Raw genomic sequence first — 14668 nt, forward strand, 5'->3', positions numbered from 1 at the left:
TTCCAGCTCTCACGGCTGCTCGGTTGGAGTCGGCAGGTTGTGCCATGCGTGACGGCAGGCACCTTTGCAGTACGTGTCGCGGCGGCGCGTGTCGGCCACGGCGAACACGGAGACGAGGACACGGAACGCCTTGACGTGTTCTGCGGTGGGGAGGTCCGCGAAGCCGTAGCGGGGCGGGTCCATGCAGATCATCACCGAGGGATTGGCCGTGGGCTTCACACCGGACCGGGCCACCCCCACGCGGCCGTCCTCAGCCGTGATGTGCGCCTGCATCGCGTAGCCGGCGACCTGCTGCAGTACCTCCCGCATGCGCGTCGGGGCGAGGCCGGAGAACCAGCTCACACCGGCGTCCAATGTGCGGAGCCCTTGGGCGATTTCGTTGACGACCTGCTCGGTCTCGCGCCGGAACGGCCCGTCAGTCATGAACCTGGTTCCACTCATCAGGGCCCTTCTCATCGGTCACTTAGGCTAGCGCGGTGACTGATGAGCAGGAGCGGGTCCGGCCGTCGGGAGTGTGGGCCACGGCGGTCGGGGTCGCCAGGGTGCGGGCGTTGGAGAGCGAGCGGGAGAACGCGCTGTTCCGCGACCCGCTGGCGTGGGCCTTCGCCGCCGCCGGTGGCCGGGGGCCCTCCTCGCCGCCGCTGCCCGGTGACGAGGCCGCGCGACGCCGCCGTAGGGGCGTGGCGTTCTCGATCGTCATCAGGACGAAGTTCCTCGACGACCTGTTGCGGCAGGCTTCCAAATCCGGGGTCCGGCAGGTCGTGCTGCTCGGCGCCGGCATGGACAGCCGGGCCTTCCGGATGGACTGGCCCGAGGGCACCCGGCTGTTCGAGGTCGACACCGCCGAGCCACTGGATTTCAAGGCTTCGGTGCTGCGCCGGGAGCGGGCCGTCGCACGCTGCGAGCGGATCACCGTCCCGGTGGATCTGCGGGAGGACTGGCCGGGCGCGCTGGCCGCCGCGGGCCACGACCCGGCGCTGCCGACCGTCTGGATCGCCGAAGGACTGCTGATCTATCTGCCCGAGGACGCGGTGGAGTCGCTGCTGGCCCGGATCAGCGCGCAGTCGGCGGTCGGCAGCCGGATGGGACTGACGTTGGGCTCGCGCGGCGTGATCGAACGCTTCGGCGCGGACGCCGTACCGGGATCGGCGGCGTCCCTGTGGGTCTCGGAGATGCCCGACGACCCCGTGGGCTGGCTGGCCGGGCACGGCTGGGAGGCCGACAGCCACACCCTGCGCGAGCGCGCCGCCGCATACGGCCGCCCGTTCGACACCCCGCCGCAGCACGAGGAACGGCCCGGCGGACTGATCTCGGCGGTCCGTCGGCCCGCCCGGCGCCCGTGACCGAGGTCAGCCCACGGTCGGACCCTGCGGCACCTCCGCGCGCGTGAATCCGCGGCTCCGCTCCACCTTCGCCACATGCAGCGTGTACGTCTCGTACCACTGGGCCCGCCCGCGTTGTTGCGCCGCGCGGTGCTCGACGTCAGTCCGCCACTCCGTGAGGGCGTCGGCATCACGGAAGTAGCTGACGGTGATGCCCAGCCCGCCAGGCGTCTGCGCGTGGTCCATCCCCAGGTAGCCGGGGACGTCCTTCACCAGCTCCTCCAAGTACGCGCTGGTCTCGCCGTACTCGCTCTGGTCCAGGGTGCGCACCGTGGTGAACACGGCCGCGTAGTAGGGAGGTTCAAAGGCCTCGACGGGCACGACGGGCAGGGTCGGCACGAGGGGTGCGACCCGCCGCGCAGACACCTCTATCTCGATCTTCATCCGGGGGTCGGCCAGCCCGCACACGAGCATCGTCGCGGCCGGCCGGACCTCCCCGAAGCAACGCCGCAGGACGGGCCAGCAGGGTTCGAAGTCCGCGCGCTCGGGCAGGAGGTAGCGCACCCGCACCACGTCGGCGAAGGTGCACTGCGCCTCGGCCAGTGCCGTCCCGATGGTGCGCAGGCACTGCTCGGCCTGCTCCACCACGTCGTCGGAGATCGTCATGGTGGCGTAGTCGAACCCGGTCGTCCCGGACACGTGCACCCAGTCGCCGTCGACCACGGCACGGGCATAGCCGATCTGCTCCTCGAAGGCCGAGCCACCGAGGATCGCGCGTCGCTCTGTCATGCGCGGAACGCTAAGTGCCCCGCATCGATACGTCTAATACGGTCACCTGCATGATCTGATATCTCTGGGCGTATGGAGCGCCCCGAACTCCCCCTGCCGCAGCTGCATGCCTTCGTCGTGCTCGCGGAGGAACTCCACTTCGGCCACGCGGCCGCACGCCTGGGCATCGCCCAGCCGCCGCTGAGCCAGCAGATCCGCCGTCTGGAGGACAAGGTCGGCCACGCGCTGTTCACCCGCGCCCCGGGGCCTGTCTCCCTGACCCCGGCCGGCAGCGAACTGCTGCCCGCCGCCCGGCGCGCGCTCACCGAGCTCGCGGACGGCCTCGCCGCAGCCCGGGCCGTCGGCAGCGGGCGCGCCGGCCGCCTGCGGATCGGCTTCGCGGCCTCCCTCGCCCTGACGGTCCTGCCCGGCCTGCTGCGCACGTTCCGTGACCGGCTGCCCGGCGTGCAGCTGGACATCCACGAGATGACGACCGCTCCGCAGATCGCCGCCCTGCACGACAAGACCATCGACATCGGTCTGCTGCGCGAACCCCCCGCCGACGAGACGGAACTCGGCTTCAGGACGATATTCAGCGAGCCCTTCGTGGCCGTGCTGCCGTCCACCCACCCGCTGGCCGCCCAACGGACCGTCCGTCTGGCCCAGTTGGCGGACTCGCCCTTCGTGCTGTTGCCCCGCACGGTCGGTCCGCCGCTGTACGACCAGATCATCGGCCTGTGCACGGCAGCGGGATTCACCCCGCGGGTGATCCAGCACGCGGTGGAATGGCAGACCGTGTGCGCCCTCGTGGAAACCGGTCTGGGCGTCTCCCTGGCCCCGGCCGGCATCCGGCGCATCCGCCTCAAGGGCGTCGCCTTCCGCGCGATCGAACCCGGCACCGCCCGCACACGCGTGGCCGTCGCCTGGCGCCGGGACGACCACAATCCGCTGGTCGCACACCTGTTGGCGACCATCAGCCAGGAACCGCCGGACAGGCCCTGACCCGCCGCCCCCTGCACGAGGGGGTCGACGAGCCCGGGAGACGTACGTCTTGACGGTCTCGGGAGTGATGAACAGCTGCGCCGCGATCTCGGCGCTGGACAGCCCTTCGGCGATGTGCCGCAGGACCTCCGCCTCGCGGGGCGTGAGGGCGCTGATGACGTCTTCCCGCGCCGGCCGGGTGACCGCGGGACGTCGTCCTCATGGCGGCCTTCCTGTGACGGTCGCGCCTTCGGCGATCCGGCTGCCACGCTGGAAATCCGCCGCCCTCCGCGAATCACCCGGCCGGGGACGGCTGGGGTGGCTCTCACGGGGGATGCGCCGCACCACCCGCACCGGCATCCGCCCCCGGTGGCTCAGTCGGCCGCCTCGCCCTGGGCGATCTCGATGTCCTCGTGGACGCGGAACGCGCCGGTCGCCGCGGTGGCGCAGGACAGCACGGCACATGTGGCGAGGAGCGCGGCGATCCACGGCACGGCGCGCGCGTGCCGGGCGGGCGCCAGGAGGGCGGCCACGCGCCGGGGGACCGGACCCGTCGTCGCCGCGGGCGTGACCGTCGGCCGGACGGTGTCCTGTCCTGTCGTGGCCAGCGCGGCCCGTGCGATGGCGCGCGCGGTCAGGTGCCGGTCGCCGACGGCGGTGGCCGCGGCTTCGTCGGCCGCTCGCTCGGCGGCCAGCCGGATGGCTTCCCGGACCGGACGCAGCGCCGGGTGACAGTGGGCCGCGAGTTCGGCCGTGGCCAGGAAGTAGTGGTGGCCGCCGCTGTTGTGGGCGCGCTCATGGGCGAAGAGCGCCTCGCGCTCGGACGCGTCGAGGCTGCGCAGCATGGCGGTGGTGACGACGATGCGGTGCGGGCGGCCGGGCAGGGCGTACGCGTCGGGGCGGGGGGAGTCGACGACGCACAGGTCGCCCGCGGCCGGCCGGCGGTCGGCCTGGGCGCGGGCGGTGCGCAGACCCGCCGCCTGCCGTACGAGCGACGTCCCGAGGGTCAGGGCGGCCAGGACGAGGAGGCCGGCCGCGAGTGCGGCGATCGGCAGGACCAGCCGCTCGGAGGGCGTGCGCAGGGGGTGGACCAGCTCGCCCAGCGCGGCGAAGGCCGGGATCCTGAGCAGGCCGGTCAGCGCGAGCGTGCCGAGCGCGGCGACGCTGCCGCCCGCGAGGAGGAGCGCGGAGACGGTGAGGGTCCACAGGGCGGCGACCGGAGGACAGCGGTCGAGGACCCGGCGGGCCAGCGCGGGCGCCGCGCACGGCAGCAGCAGCGGGACCAGGAGCAGGGCGATCATCACGGCCCCTCCTCCAGCAGTTGGCGCAGGACCTGCTCGTCGTCCGGACTGAGCCGGTCGACGAAGCGGGCCAGCACGGTCGCCCGGTCGCTGTCGCGGTCGAGTTCACCGTGCATGCGCAGGGCGGTCAGGCCGTGCGGGTCCTCTATGGGGCGGTAGGCGAAGCCGCGGCCCTGCCGCTCCCGCTCCAGTGTCCCCTTCTCGTGCAGCCGGGACAGGATCGTCGTCACGGTCGTGCGGGCCAGATCGGAGGCGAGGTGGGCCTGGACCTGGGCCGGGGTGAGGGGTGTGCCCGCGGTCCACAGCGCGGCCAGCACGGCGGCCTCCAGCTCACCCGCCGGCCGGCGTTCGTCCTTCGCCTCGGGCATGGGAACCCTCCTCGCTCCTCGATCGTCTACAGTGTCGTAGACCGTCTACGTGATTGTAGTCGGTCGGGTTGCCGCGCCGGAGGTCCAGGAGGCCAGGGGCGCCGTCCGGCCGGCCTCGACGAAGGGACCCGCCCGATGACTGCCACCGTAGCCCTGTCGTCACAGCTGGCGGTGAACCCGCTCGACGCCCGCTCGCTGCTGAGCGCGTTCGGTGTGCTGGGCGTCGGCGTGGTGATGTTCGCGGAGACGGGACTCCTGATCGGCTTCTTCCTGCCCGGCGACTCCCTGCTCTTCACCGCGGGCCTGCTGTGCACCGGCACGGGAGAACACGGGGTCGCGCTGTCCCTGGGGCCGCTGCTGGTGGCGGCGGCGCTCGGCGCGCTCACCGGCGCCCAGTGCGGCTACCTGCTCGGCCGCCGGGCGGGCGGGGCCCTGCTGTCCCGCGGCAGATCCGCCCGGCTTCGGGCCGGGGCCGAGCGCGCCGAGATCCTCCTCGCACGCTACGGACACGCCAAGGCGGTCGTTCTGGCGCGCTTCGTGCCGGTGGTGCGGACCGTGCTCAATCCGCTGGCCGGGGCGCTGGGCGTACCGGCACGGGTGTTCACCCTCTGGCAGATCGTCGGCGGCCTCCTCTGGAGCGTCGGCCTCACGCTCGCGGGGTACGCCCTGGGCTCGTCGATCCCGAACGTGGACCGCTATCTGCTGCCGCTGGTCGCGCTGATCGTGCTCCTGTCGCTGCTCCCGTTCGCCGCCGAGCTGTACCGGGGACGCGGGCGGACCGGGGCGAAGGAGGCACCGTGACGTTCCTCGGGCTGCTGGTCTTCGCCGTACTCATGCTCGCGGGGTGGTGGCGGGCCGGACACAAGGACGCCGTCGCGGCGATGACCACGCTCGCCGTGCCCGCGACCGGGTCGGCGGCCTACGGCGTCGACGCCCTGGCCGAGCTGCCGGTGTGCGAGGACCGGCCCTGCCGGAGCCCGGCGGTGCGGACGCCGGAGGCGCGCCCGGCCCACGGCGCCCGGTCGTTCCCCAGCAATCACGCCGCCGCCGCGGCCGTCGCGCTCCTGTTCGTCTCCCGCCGACCGGGCGCGGTGGCGGCCGCGGCCGCTCTCGCGAGGGCGGCCTCCCGGGTGTGGATCGGCGTGCACCACCCGCACGACGCGATCGCCGGTCTCCTCCTGGGCGGGGCGGCCGCCCCCGGCCTGATGATCCTCATACGACGGCGGGCACGGACCGTGGCCCGGCTTCTCACCGGCACACGGCTGAGCCCGCTGCTCGCGGTCTCATGAAGCGCAGGGACGTCGCCGAGCTGGCGGGCAGCGTCGGGGCCGGCGCGTGGACCGCGTTCGCGGTGCTGGCCATGAACAGCGCGGGCGGCAGCGGCGGCCCGACATGGCCCGACCAGGGCCTGCTCACCTGGTCCCTCGGCCACCGCCCCGACATGCTGCTCGCCCTGGCCCGCGGGGTGACCGCCACCGGCACCGGAGTCATTCCGTACGCGCTCGTCGTGCTCGCCGGCGCGGTGGCCGGGCGGACCCTGCGGCAGCGGCTTGCGGCCGCCGCCCTGGGCCTCGTCTGTCTGCTCGGCGGGCAGGCCCTGCGCTACGGCGTGATGGAGGCCGCGCACCGGGCCCGGCCGCCGCAGGGGGACTGGGCCGCGCACGCGAGCGGCTGGTCGTTCCCCTCGGGACACACCACCACGGCGGCCCTCACCGCGGGCCTGCTCATCGTGGCGCTCACCGTGCGCGCCCCGCGCGGCGGCACGGCCCTGTCCGTCGCCGTCGGCTGCTGGGGAGCGGCGGTGGGACTGACCCGCGTCTATCTCGGGGTGCACTGGTTCAGCGATGTCATCGGCGGCTGGCTGTTCGCCGTCGGCTGGCTCGGGGTGTGTCTGTGCGCCGCCGCCCACTGGCTGCCCGCCGCCTTCCCCACCCGACCGACCCACCCGCGACACCCGGAGGAACATGCGCCCCAAGATCCTGGTCGTGGAGGACGATCACGCCCTGCGTGACGTCCTGCGCCGTGCCCTGGACGACGAGGACCTCGCCCCCGTCCTCGCCGCCGACGGAGCCACCGCCCTGAGACTGGCCGGCGCCGACATCGCCGCGGTGATCCTGGACGTCGGGCTGCCCGACGCCGACGGACGGGACGTGTGCCAGGCACTGCGCGCCGGCGGATTCCGCGCCCCCGTCCTCTTCCTGACCGCCCGCCACCATGTCACCGACCGGCTGTCCGGCTTCTCCGCCGGAGGCGACGACTACCTGCCCAAGCCCTTCCACCTCGCCGAACTCACCGCCCGGCTGCGCGCGGCACTCCGGCGGTCCGGCCCCCTGCCCCCGGCCACCGTCGGCGACCTCGTCCTGGACCCGATGGGCCACCACGCGAGCGTGCACGGTGTCCGCGTCGACCTGTCCCCGACGGAGTTCCGGCTGCTGGCCGCGCTCGGCGCGGCGGGCGGGACCCTCGTGCGCCGACGCGATCTGGTCCGGGCGGGCTGGCCCGAGGGCGCACACGTCAGCGACAACACGCTGGACCAGTATCTGAGCCGGCTGCGGCGCAAACTGCGCGGGGCGGGCAGCGGACTGACGATCGGCACCGCCCGCGGGATCGGACACCGCCTGTCATGAACCGCCTTCTGCGGCGCTTGGCCCCACGCACCCTGCGCGGACGGCTCTCCCTCGTCGCGCTGACCACCGCCACCCTGCTGATGACCGCCCTGACCCTGGTCTTCCACACGATGGCGGAACGGCAGCTGAGGCAACAGGCGGACGACGAACTGCTGGGCCGGGCGGCCGCGGTCGCCACCACCGTCGACACCACCGGCCCCCGCGTGCGCGTCCTGGAGACCGTCAACGACGAACTCCTCGACGCCAACGTCTGGATCTACGACGGCCCCCGACTGGTGGAGAAGCCGCCGTCGGCCCCGCCCGGCAGCGCGCTCACCGCAGCCGCCGACCGGCTCGCCGCGCAGGGGGAGCGGACCTGCTCGACGGTCCGCGAGGGGCACGGCTCCGTCCGCCTGTGCTCCCGGATCGTGGCCGGCCGCCGCACCACCGCCACCGTCGTCACCGCCCTGGACCTCGCCCCGTACCGCGGCTCGGCCGACACCCTGCTCCTCGGTTCCCTCGTCCTCGACGCGGTGATGCTGGCCTGCACCTACGCGCTGACCCGTCTCGCCGTCGGCCGCGCGTTGCGCCCCGTCCGCACCATGACCGACCAGGCCACCCGGTGGAGCGCCGTGACCTCCCCCCAGCGCTTCGGCGCCGCACGGCACCCCACCGAACTCGCCCGTCTCGGCACCTCCCTCGACGCGCTCCTGGACCGGATACGCGCCGTGCTGCGCCACGAACAGCGGCTGACCGGCGAGCTGTCGCACGAACTGCGCACCCCGCTCGCCCGGATCGTCGCCGAACTCGACTGGTGGCACGCCCGCCCCCGCACCCCGGCCGAGACCCACGCCACCCACCAGGTGATCGCCGAGGCCGCCCACGCCATGCGCGCCATCTGCGACACCCTGCTCGACGACGCCCGCGACCCCGCGCACCACCCGGCCACCGCCCCCGGCACCACGGACGCCGTGTCCGTGCTGCGCCGCCTGACGGAGGGCCTCGACACCCCCCACCCGGTGACGACCCGGCTCGACACCGCGCACGCGGAACTGCACGCGGCCGTCACCGGCCCCCTCCTCGAACGGATCGTCAGCCCCCTCCTGGCCAACGCCGCCCGCTACGCCGACCACGAGGTGACCGTACGCGCCCGGCCGGCACCCGGCGTCGTACACGTCGATGTCGAGGACGACGGCCCCGGCGTACCGGAGACCTTCACCGAGCAGCTGTTCCAGCCCGGCCGGCGTGCCGACGCCACGGACGGCCACGACGGTGCGGGCCTCGGACTCGCCCTCGCGCGACGCCTGGCCCGCGCGGCCGGCGGCGACATCGCCCACGATCCCCGACACACCCCCGGGGCCCGCTTCACGCTCACCCTGCCCGCAGGGTGAGCGTGCCCGTGAGGCTCAGCCGGCCGCCCCCTCGGCCTCCGCCGCCCCGGTGACGTCCTTCCGCGTCACCGACAGGTACACCACCAGGCCCAGGATCACCGCCAGGAACACCGCGCTCGTCACGACCGTGCCCAGACCGAGTCCCCCGTCGCCGGCCGGCTGGGAGAGGTAGTCGCCGACCGACGCCCCCAGCGGCCGGGTGAGCACGTACGCGATCCAGAAGCTCCACACCGCGTCCAGTCCCAGGGCGAAGCGCGCGACCGCCACCGCGGCGAGGGCGAGGGCGAACAACAGCGCGGAGACCCGGTACCCCAGGTCCATCCGCTCGGACACCAGGTCACCCGCCGCCGTTCCGAGCGCGAAGGTGAACAGGACCGCGAGCCAGTAGAAGGCCTCCCGGGGCACGGTGTCGATGCTGTGGATGGACAGGGTGCGTTCGCGACGGAACCAGACGACGAACACCACCACGAGCACGACCGCGAACACGGTGGTGCTCCGCTCCAGCGGAACCCCCATGCGGTCGGTCAGGTTGTCGCTGATCAGCGTCCCGACGACGCTGATCAGAGCGACGACCGGCCAGTACACCCCCGCGCGGTAGCCCGCCGTACGGAACTGGACCACCAGGACCGCGGCGAGCAGCGCGCTCATCAGCAGCGACACGCCCGTCAGCCCCAGCCCGGCCTTCTCGCTCAGCAGGTCGGCCACCGTCTCGCCGACCGTGGTGCACAGCACCTTGATGATCCAGAAGTAGACGGTGACCTCGGGAACCTTGTTCCAGCGGAACCGGTGCCGCGCCGGAGCGGACGGCCCGCCCGGCAGCGGAATCGACGATGTCTCGGATGTCTCGTACGTCATGGGGCCCGACGGTGCCACCGGCCACCTGAACGCATCCTGACCGTCGCGCGGCACCTGCCGCCCGTCGCCGCGCGCGGGAGCAGCATGGGCGCCATGGACACCGACGCGTTCCCGCACGGCATAGCCGCCTCCTTTCCTGCCGCTGCCCCCGCCCCCGCCCCCGCCCCACCACCGTGACGGAGAAGAGCCTTCATGGAGGACACCCCACCGACCGCCCGCGGTCCGGCCGCCTGGCTGCGGCACAGGCTCGGCCGCGCCGTCGCCGTCTCCTACGCGGCCGCCGCGCTTCTGCCCGCGCCCGGACTGTGGCTGCGCCGGACCCACACCGTCCCGCTCGGGGACACCGCCCGTCTGCCCCTGCACAGCCCCCAACTCCTGCTCGCCCTGGTCCTGTTCTCCGCCGGACTCCAGGTTCCCGTCCAGGCGCTGGGCGGGCTGCTGCGCCGCCCGCGGACCCTGCTCGCCGGGCTGGCCCTGCATCTGGCGATCCCCCTGCTGGTCATTCCCGCCGTCGCGTTCCTGCTCCGCCTGACGCCGGACGCCGACGGGGGCAGCGGCCTGGTCACCGCGATGATCCTCGTCGTGGCGATGCCGGTCGCCGCCGGTGCCACCGTCTGGACCGACAGGAGCAACGGCGACCAGCCGGCCATGGTCGGACTCGTCGTCACCTCCACCCTCCTCAGCCCCCTGGCCGTGCCCCTGACCACCGGTGCCCTGCTGCCGCTGCTCAGCCCGGAGTACGCCGACCGTCTGAGCCGGGCCGCCCAGACCGCGGGCGGCGGATTCACCCTCGGGGGAGTGGTCGTGCCCTGCGCGGCGGGCCTTCTCTGCCGGCTCGCCCTGCCCGCGTCCCGGCTTCCCCGGGCCCTGATCACCGTCGTGCCCGCCGCCCTCGCCGGCTCGCTGCTGCTGACGTACGTCAACGCCGCCGGAGCCCTCGGCTCGTTCCTGGCCCACCCACGCCCCCAGTTGCTGGCGGCGGCGCTGGCCGTGGCCGCCCTGGTGTGCCTGCTCTCCTTCGCCGTCGGCCGCTGCGCCGCCCGGCTGCTCCGCCTGGACACCGCCGCGGCCTCGTCCCTCACCCTCGCCTGCGGCATGACCAACAGCAGCGCGGGCGCGGCACTGATCACCACCACCCTGCCCGACAAACCCCACCTGCTCCTGCCGGTCCTCGCCTACGGCCTCCTCCAGAAGACGGCAGCCGACCAAGTGGTCCACGGCCGCTTCCCCACCTCGCTGCTCCGCCGACGCACGACCGCCCCCGCCGGGCCTCAACCGGCGGACGAGGACGACCGGTGAGGCCCCTGCCTTCCCGCCGGTGGTTGACCTCGTGGCGCCGCCGAAATCCCCGACATCATTCTGTTTGCCCGGTCCCTGCCGCTGTCATATGCTGGCAATGAGTAATCTTTCAGACCTCGTAAAGCCGCCTCGCACGGCGAAGTTGCGGCTAAGAGGGGCCACCTTTCGGCAATTCCTCCCCCCGGGTAGAGACTTCATTCGCCGATCACCGCCGCGACGCACCGTCGGCCCGTCACAGAAAAACGTCCAAGCGCTGAGGCCACGGCGTCGCAGAAGCGAGTTGTGGACTGAGAGGACGACGTCATGTCCGAGAAGAACTTCGACGACGACGACGTGAAGGCGGCTCTCGAGAAGACGGACACCGGCGACGGGCCCGGCACCGACCGCCTCGACGACCTTCCGGAGAGCGATTTCGTCGCCTTTCCCGAGGACGGTGTGGAGAACGACGGGGAGGCCTCTCACATGGCCGCCACCATCGCTTACGACCATACCGTCGCGGACTTCATCGACAAGCTGAGTGCGACGGGCCACGTTTACCACACGCCTTACCGGAAGACGTCGGTCACGCTGCACCACAACGCCGGCCGGTATTCGCACCAGGGTCTGCTCGACCTCTGGAAGACCCGCCCGGCTTCGGCCCACTTCGACGTGGACGCCACCGGTGCCGTGGCCCAGTACGTCAAGGTGAACGAGTACGCGTGGGCCGTCGGCAACAAGGTCGGCAATCAGGGCTCGGTCAGCATCGAGATGGCGAACGCCACGCTCGCGCCCGGTTGGACGGTCGCCGAGACCACCTGGAAGGAAGCCGCACGCCTCGCCGGCTGGCTCTTCGCCAAGGTGGTCGGCGAACGCCCCGGCACGGGCAACCTCTTCTACCACCACCACTGGAAAGCGACCGAATGCGCCGGCCCGTACATGGAAGGGGTCTACGACAAGGTCCTGGCGGCGGCTCAGGAGGCGTACGACTACTTCAAGGCTTCCGCCGCCGGCATCCCCGGCCGGCATGACCTGCACGTCCCCAGCGCCTGACTCCTCAGGCCGCCGCCGGATGGGCCTCGTGCTTCCAGAACCCCGAGAACGTGATGCGGTCCTTGGGCAGGCCGGCGCGGTGCAGATGCCGGCGGCCCTCGGTCGCCAGGGTCGACTCGCCCACGACGAAGGCGTATCCGGCGGGGTCGGCGCGCGTGTGCCGTCGTAGCTCCGCCAGGGTGGCCGTGCCGGGCGGGGACGTGTCGTCGTCGCGGACGACCCAGGTGACCCGCATGCCCGCCGGTGAGTCGAGGGTGCGCCGGTCCCGTGCCGTGGGTACTTCCTGGATGAGCCGGCCGACCGTGTGCGCGGGCAGGGAGCGCAGGATGTTCGTGGTGGCGGGCAGTCCCGTCTCGTCGGCGGCGACGATCACCTCCGAGGCGTCCTGCGGGCAGTCGAACAGGCGGCCCTGGTCGAGGACGGCGAGCGCGTCACCGGGCCGGGCCGCGCAGGCCCAGATCGCGGCGCGGCCCTCCAGCTCTCCGCCCGGCCCGCGGTGCACGACGAAGTCGATGTCCAGCTCGGCCGTCCCGGGCCGGAAGTCGGCCACGGTGTAGTTCGAGCAGTGCGGCCGCTCCTCCTCGGGAATGGCCAGATACGGCTGCCACCAGCGGGAGCCGGTGAACTCCGGGAGCCGCAGCCGCCGTTGGTGCGGGAGCTGGAGGAAGAGGCGGAACCAGTGGTCGTAGCCCTGCCACGCGAACGCGGTGAGGTCGGCGCCCGCGACGGTGAGCCGGTGCAGGGAGGGGGAGACGCGCCGGGTGCGGACGACCTCGGCGCGGAACATCCGGGGGTTCTCCGGCATGAGCCGGTGGATCTTCGCCATGGAAGGAAGGTTAGCCTAAGCTAAGTCGCATGTTGATCAATTTAGTTAGGTTAGGCTAACCTTAGTTTGTGAGTTCGATCGAGGAAGCACCCGCGGCACATCGCCGACGTGGGCAAGAGCTGGTCGCGCGTGACGTGACCGTGTCGTACGACGGCAAGGACGTCGTCCACGGCGCGGCGCTCACGCTCAGGCCGGGCCAGGTGACCGCCCTGGTGGGGCCCAACGGCAGCGGCAAGTCCACCCTGCTGCGCACCCTGGCCCGGCTCCAGCGGGCCCGCACGGCGACGCTCGCCCTGGGCGGCGGGGACGGCGAGGACGGCGACGGCACCGACGCCCTCGCCCTGACATCGCGTGAGTTCGCCCGCCGGGTGGCCCTGCTGACCCAGGGCCGGCCCACGCCGAGCGGACTGACCGTACGGGAGGTCGTCGAGTTCGGGCGCTACCCCTACCGGGGACGCTGGGGCGGGACCGACCCGGACGGCGCGGCGGCCGTGGCCCGCGCGCTGGCCATGACCGACCTCGAGGCCCTGGCCGAGCGGGGCGCCGAACACCTCTCCGGCGGGCAGCTCCAGCGGGTGTGGCTCGCCGGCTGCCTCGCCCAGGAGACCGGCGTGCTCCTGCTCGACGAACCCACGGCCTATCTCGACCTGCGCTACCAGGTCGAACTGCTCGATCTCACCAGGGACCTGGCGGACGACCACGGCATCGCGGTCGGCGTCGTCCTGCACGACCTCGACCAGGCCGCCGCCGTCGCGGACCGGATCGCCCTGCTGCACGCGGGACGGATCGTCGCCGACGGCCGGCCCGAGGACGTCCTGACCGCGGAGCGTCTCACCGAGACGTACGGCATCCGCATCGACGTCGACACCGACCCCTCCACCGGCCGGCTGCGCACGCGCGCCCTGGGCCGTCACCACGCACGCACCGAAAGGCTCAGCACCACCCCATGAGAAGACGCCTCATCGCCCTCGCCGCCACCTCCGCCGCCGTCGCCCTGGCCGGCTGCGGCACCACCGAGCCCGCCGCCTCCGACTCCGCGTCCAGCAGCGCCCGGAGCATCACCCTCACCGACGCGACCGGTACGAAGGTCGACCTCGACGGCCCCGCCAAGAAGGTCGTCGGTACCGAGTGGGACGTCATCGAGCACCTCGTCTCGCTCGGCGTCCAGCCCGTCGGCGTCGCCGACATCAAGGGCTACACCGCCTGGGACGCCTCCGCACCGCTGACCGGCTCGCCCAAGGACATCGGCACCCGCGGCGAGCCCAGCATGGACACCGTCGCCGCACTCGCCCCCGATCTGATCGTCGCCAACACCGACCTGCCGACGTCGGCCGTCAAGCAGCTGCGGAAGATCGCCCCCGTGCTGACGGTCGACTCCGCCGATTCCGCCGACCAGATCGGGCGGATGGAGGGAAACCTGGAGCTGATCGCCGAGGCCACCGGCACCACCGCCAAGGCCGACGAGCTGAAGAAGGCCTTCGACGCCAAGGTCGCCGAGGGCAAGAAGGCACTCGCCGACGCCGGACTGGCCGACCGTGAGATCGCCTTCGCCGACGGCTACGTCGTCTCGAACCAGGTCTCCGTCCGCCCGTACACCAGCGGCTCGCTGATCGGCGCCGTCAACGAGGCCATCGGCCTGAAGAACGCCTGGACCATCGAGGGCGACAAGGACTACGGCCTCGGCACCACCGACGTCGAGGGCCTGAGCGACCTGGGCGACGTGGAGTTCGCCTACATCGGCAACGACAGCGAGTCCAGCGACCCGTTCGCGCAGGACCTCGCGAAGAACTCCGTGTGGACGTCGCTGCCGTTCGTGAAGAAGGACAACGTGCACAAGCTGTCCGACGGCATCTGGATGTTCGGCGGCGCGCTGTCGATGGAGGCCTACATCGACGCCGTCGTCGGCGCCCTGACGAAGTAGC

Annotated in this window: 17 protein-coding genes and 2 pseudogenes; 11 read left to right on the top strand and 8 right to left on the bottom strand. The window is 72.8% G+C overall.

Going from position 1 to position 14668, the window contains the following annotated elements; all coding sequences use genetic code 11:
• Positions 1 to 9 precede the first annotated feature (9 nt).
• Positions 10 to 423 (bottom strand): DUF5958 family protein, encoded by a 414-nt coding sequence (locus ABZ490_RS17320; RefSeq protein WP_358990300.1) that lies wholly within the window; start codon positions 421 to 423, stop codon positions 10 to 12.
• 89 nt (positions 424 to 512) lie between these two features.
• On the opposite strand from ABZ490_RS17320, the gene ABZ490_RS17325 reads away from it, so the two are divergent.
• Positions 513 to 1343: a class I SAM-dependent methyltransferase gene (locus ABZ490_RS17325; protein ID WP_358990453.1), complete on the top strand. Its 831-nt coding sequence runs from the start codon at positions 513 to 515 to the stop codon at positions 1341 to 1343.
• Between the two features lie 6 nt (positions 1344 to 1349).
• On the opposite strand, the gene ABZ490_RS17330 is transcribed toward ABZ490_RS17325, so the two are convergent.
• The gene (locus ABZ490_RS17330; RefSeq protein ID WP_358990455.1) at positions 1350 to 1748 is read right to left on the bottom strand and encodes an antibiotic biosynthesis monooxygenase; all 399 of its coding nucleotides are present in this window, start codon (positions 1746 to 1748) and stop codon (positions 1350 to 1352) included.
• Positions 1734 to 2111: pseudogene (locus ABZ490_RS17335) on the bottom strand (RidA family protein); the annotation flags it as partial. The pseudogene ABZ490_RS17335 and the gene ABZ490_RS17330, both read right to left, overlap by 15 nt.
• A 72-nt stretch (positions 2112 to 2183) precedes the next feature.
• On the opposite strand from ABZ490_RS17335, the gene ABZ490_RS17340 reads away from it, so the two are divergent.
• Complete coding sequence (locus ABZ490_RS17340; RefSeq protein WP_358990303.1) at positions 2184 to 3092, top strand: LysR family transcriptional regulator; 909 nt, start codon at positions 2184 to 2186, stop codon at positions 3090 to 3092.
• Positions 3093 to 3125: 33 nt separating this feature from the next.
• Here ABZ490_RS17340 and ABZ490_RS17345 read toward each other — a convergent pair.
• From ABZ490_RS17345 to ABZ490_RS17355, 3 genes and pseudogenes are all read right to left on the bottom strand, one after another.
• Positions 3126 to 3284 (bottom strand): annotated as a pseudogene (locus tag ABZ490_RS17345) (helix-turn-helix transcriptional regulator); the annotation flags it as partial.
• Between the two features lie 161 nt (positions 3285 to 3445).
• Positions 3446 to 4372: a M48 family metalloprotease gene (locus ABZ490_RS17350; protein WP_358990306.1), complete on the bottom strand. Its 927-nt coding sequence runs from the start codon at positions 4370 to 4372 to the stop codon at positions 3446 to 3448.
• A complete protein-coding gene (locus ABZ490_RS17355; RefSeq protein ID WP_358990309.1) occupies positions 4372 to 4740 on the bottom strand; it encodes a BlaI/MecI/CopY family transcriptional regulator in 369 nt (122 codons plus the stop codon). The genes ABZ490_RS17350 and ABZ490_RS17355 overlap by 1 nt, the downstream gene beginning before the upstream one ends.
• A gap of 135 nt (positions 4741 to 4875) precedes the next feature.
• Here ABZ490_RS17355 and ABZ490_RS17360 point away from each other — a divergent pair, with 135 nt between their 5' ends.
• The 5 genes from ABZ490_RS17360 to ABZ490_RS17380 are packed head-to-tail and all read left to right on the top strand — an operon-like array spanning position 4876 to position 8737.
• Positions 4876 to 5541 (top strand): DedA family protein, encoded by a 666-nt coding sequence (locus ABZ490_RS17360; RefSeq protein ID WP_358990312.1) that lies wholly within the window; start codon positions 4876 to 4878, stop codon positions 5539 to 5541.
• Positions 5538 to 6029 carry a phosphatase PAP2 family protein gene (locus tag ABZ490_RS17365; RefSeq protein WP_358990315.1) on the top strand — a complete coding sequence of 164 codons (492 nt, stop codon included), beginning with the start codon at positions 5538 to 5540 and terminating at the stop codon, positions 6027 to 6029. The genes ABZ490_RS17360 and ABZ490_RS17365 overlap by 4 nt, the downstream gene beginning before the upstream one ends.
• Complete coding sequence (locus tag ABZ490_RS17370) at positions 6026 to 6751, top strand: phosphatase PAP2 family protein (protein ID WP_358990318.1); 726 nt, start codon at positions 6026 to 6028, stop codon at positions 6749 to 6751. The genes ABZ490_RS17365 and ABZ490_RS17370 overlap by 4 nt, the downstream gene beginning before the upstream one ends.
• Complete coding sequence (locus ABZ490_RS17375) at positions 6705 to 7367, top strand: response regulator transcription factor (RefSeq protein WP_358990320.1); 663 nt, start codon at positions 6705 to 6707, stop codon at positions 7365 to 7367. The genes ABZ490_RS17370 and ABZ490_RS17375 overlap by 47 nt, the downstream gene beginning before the upstream one ends.
• Positions 7364 to 8737: an ATP-binding protein gene (locus ABZ490_RS17380; RefSeq protein ID WP_358990322.1), complete on the top strand. Its 1374-nt coding sequence runs from the start codon at positions 7364 to 7366 to the stop codon at positions 8735 to 8737. The genes ABZ490_RS17375 and ABZ490_RS17380 overlap by 4 nt, the downstream gene beginning before the upstream one ends.
• Before the next feature lie 15 nt (positions 8738 to 8752).
• On the opposite strand, the gene ABZ490_RS17385 is transcribed toward ABZ490_RS17380, so the two are convergent.
• A complete protein-coding gene (locus ABZ490_RS17385; RefSeq protein WP_358990324.1) occupies positions 8753 to 9592 on the bottom strand; it encodes a hypothetical protein in 840 nt (279 codons plus the stop codon).
• A 192-nt stretch (positions 9593 to 9784) separates the two neighbouring features.
• Here ABZ490_RS17385 and ABZ490_RS17390 point away from each other — a divergent pair, with 192 nt between their 5' ends.
• A complete protein-coding gene (locus tag ABZ490_RS17390; protein ID WP_358990326.1) occupies positions 9785 to 10891 on the top strand; it encodes a sodium-dependent transporter in 1107 nt (368 codons plus the stop codon).
• A 303-nt stretch (positions 10892 to 11194) separates the two neighbouring features.
• Positions 11195 to 11920 (top strand): N-acetylmuramoyl-L-alanine amidase, encoded by a 726-nt coding sequence (locus ABZ490_RS17395; protein ID WP_358990330.1) that lies wholly within the window; start codon positions 11195 to 11197, stop codon positions 11918 to 11920.
• 4 nt (positions 11921 to 11924) lie between these two features.
• On the opposite strand, the gene ABZ490_RS17400 is transcribed toward ABZ490_RS17395, so the two are convergent.
• Positions 11925 to 12746 carry a siderophore-interacting protein gene (locus tag ABZ490_RS17400; protein ID WP_358990332.1) on the bottom strand — a complete coding sequence of 274 codons (822 nt, stop codon included), beginning with the start codon at positions 12744 to 12746 and terminating at the stop codon, positions 11925 to 11927.
• Positions 12747 to 12814: 68 nt separating this feature from the next.
• On the opposite strand from ABZ490_RS17400, the gene ABZ490_RS17405 reads away from it, so the two are divergent.
• On the top strand, positions 12815 to 13696 hold the full coding sequence (locus ABZ490_RS17405) for an ABC transporter ATP-binding protein (protein ID WP_358990335.1): 882 nt from the start codon (positions 12815 to 12817) through the stop codon (positions 13694 to 13696).
• On the top strand, positions 13693 to 14667 hold the full coding sequence (locus ABZ490_RS17410) for an iron-siderophore ABC transporter substrate-binding protein (RefSeq protein ID WP_358990337.1): 975 nt from the start codon (positions 13693 to 13695) through the stop codon (positions 14665 to 14667). The genes ABZ490_RS17405 and ABZ490_RS17410 overlap by 4 nt, the downstream gene beginning before the upstream one ends.
• The last annotated feature ends 1 nt before the right edge of the window (position 14668 follow it).

It is taken from the genome of Streptomyces sp. NPDC005811 (genome assembly GCF_040630405.1).
In the GTDB taxonomy this organism is placed as follows: domain Bacteria; phylum Actinomycetota; class Actinomycetes; order Streptomycetales; family Streptomycetaceae; genus Streptomyces.

Excerpts from the sequence above, each read along its gene's own strand:
- ABZ490_RS17320 (WP_358990300.1), bottom strand. The coding sequence starts at position 423 with ATGACTGACGGGCCGTTCCGGCGCGAGACCGAGCAGGTCGTCAACGAA.
- ABZ490_RS17380 (WP_358990322.1), top strand. The coding sequence starts at position 7,364 with ATGAACCGCCTTCTGCGGCGCTTGGCCCCACGCACCCTGCGCGGACGG.
- ABZ490_RS17370 (WP_358990318.1), top strand. The coding sequence starts at position 6,026 with ATGAAGCGCAGGGACGTCGCCGAGCTGGCGGGCAGCGTCGGGGCCGGC.
- ABZ490_RS17410 (WP_358990337.1), top strand. The coding sequence starts at position 13,693 with ATGAGAAGACGCCTCATCGCCCTCGCCGCCACCTCCGCCGCCGTCGCC.
- ABZ490_RS17400 (WP_358990332.1), bottom strand. The coding sequence starts at position 12,746 with ATGGCGAAGATCCACCGGCTCATGCCGGAGAACCCCCGGATGTTCCGC.
- ABZ490_RS17360 (WP_358990312.1), top strand. The coding sequence starts at position 4,876 with ATGACTGCCACCGTAGCCCTGTCGTCACAGCTGGCGGTGAACCCGCTC.
- ABZ490_RS17375 (WP_358990320.1), top strand. The coding sequence starts at position 6,705 with ATGCGCCCCAAGATCCTGGTCGTGGAGGACGATCACGCCCTGCGTGAC.
- ABZ490_RS17340 (WP_358990303.1), top strand. The coding sequence starts at position 2,184 with ATGGAGCGCCCCGAACTCCCCCTGCCGCAGCTGCATGCCTTCGTCGTG.
- ABZ490_RS17385 (WP_358990324.1), bottom strand. The coding sequence starts at position 9,592 with ATGACGTACGAGACATCCGAGACATCGTCGATTCCGCTGCCGGGCGGG.
- ABZ490_RS17395 (WP_358990330.1), top strand. The coding sequence starts at position 11,195 with ATGTCCGAGAAGAACTTCGACGACGACGACGTGAAGGCGGCTCTCGAG.
- ABZ490_RS17355 (WP_358990309.1), bottom strand. The coding sequence starts at position 4,740 with ATGCCCGAGGCGAAGGACGAACGCCGGCCGGCGGGTGAGCTGGAGGCC.
- ABZ490_RS17390 (WP_358990326.1), top strand. The coding sequence starts at position 9,785 with ATGGAGGACACCCCACCGACCGCCCGCGGTCCGGCCGCCTGGCTGCGG.
- ABZ490_RS17350 (WP_358990306.1), bottom strand. The coding sequence starts at position 4,372 with ATGATCGCCCTGCTCCTGGTCCCGCTGCTGCTGCCGTGCGCGGCGCCC.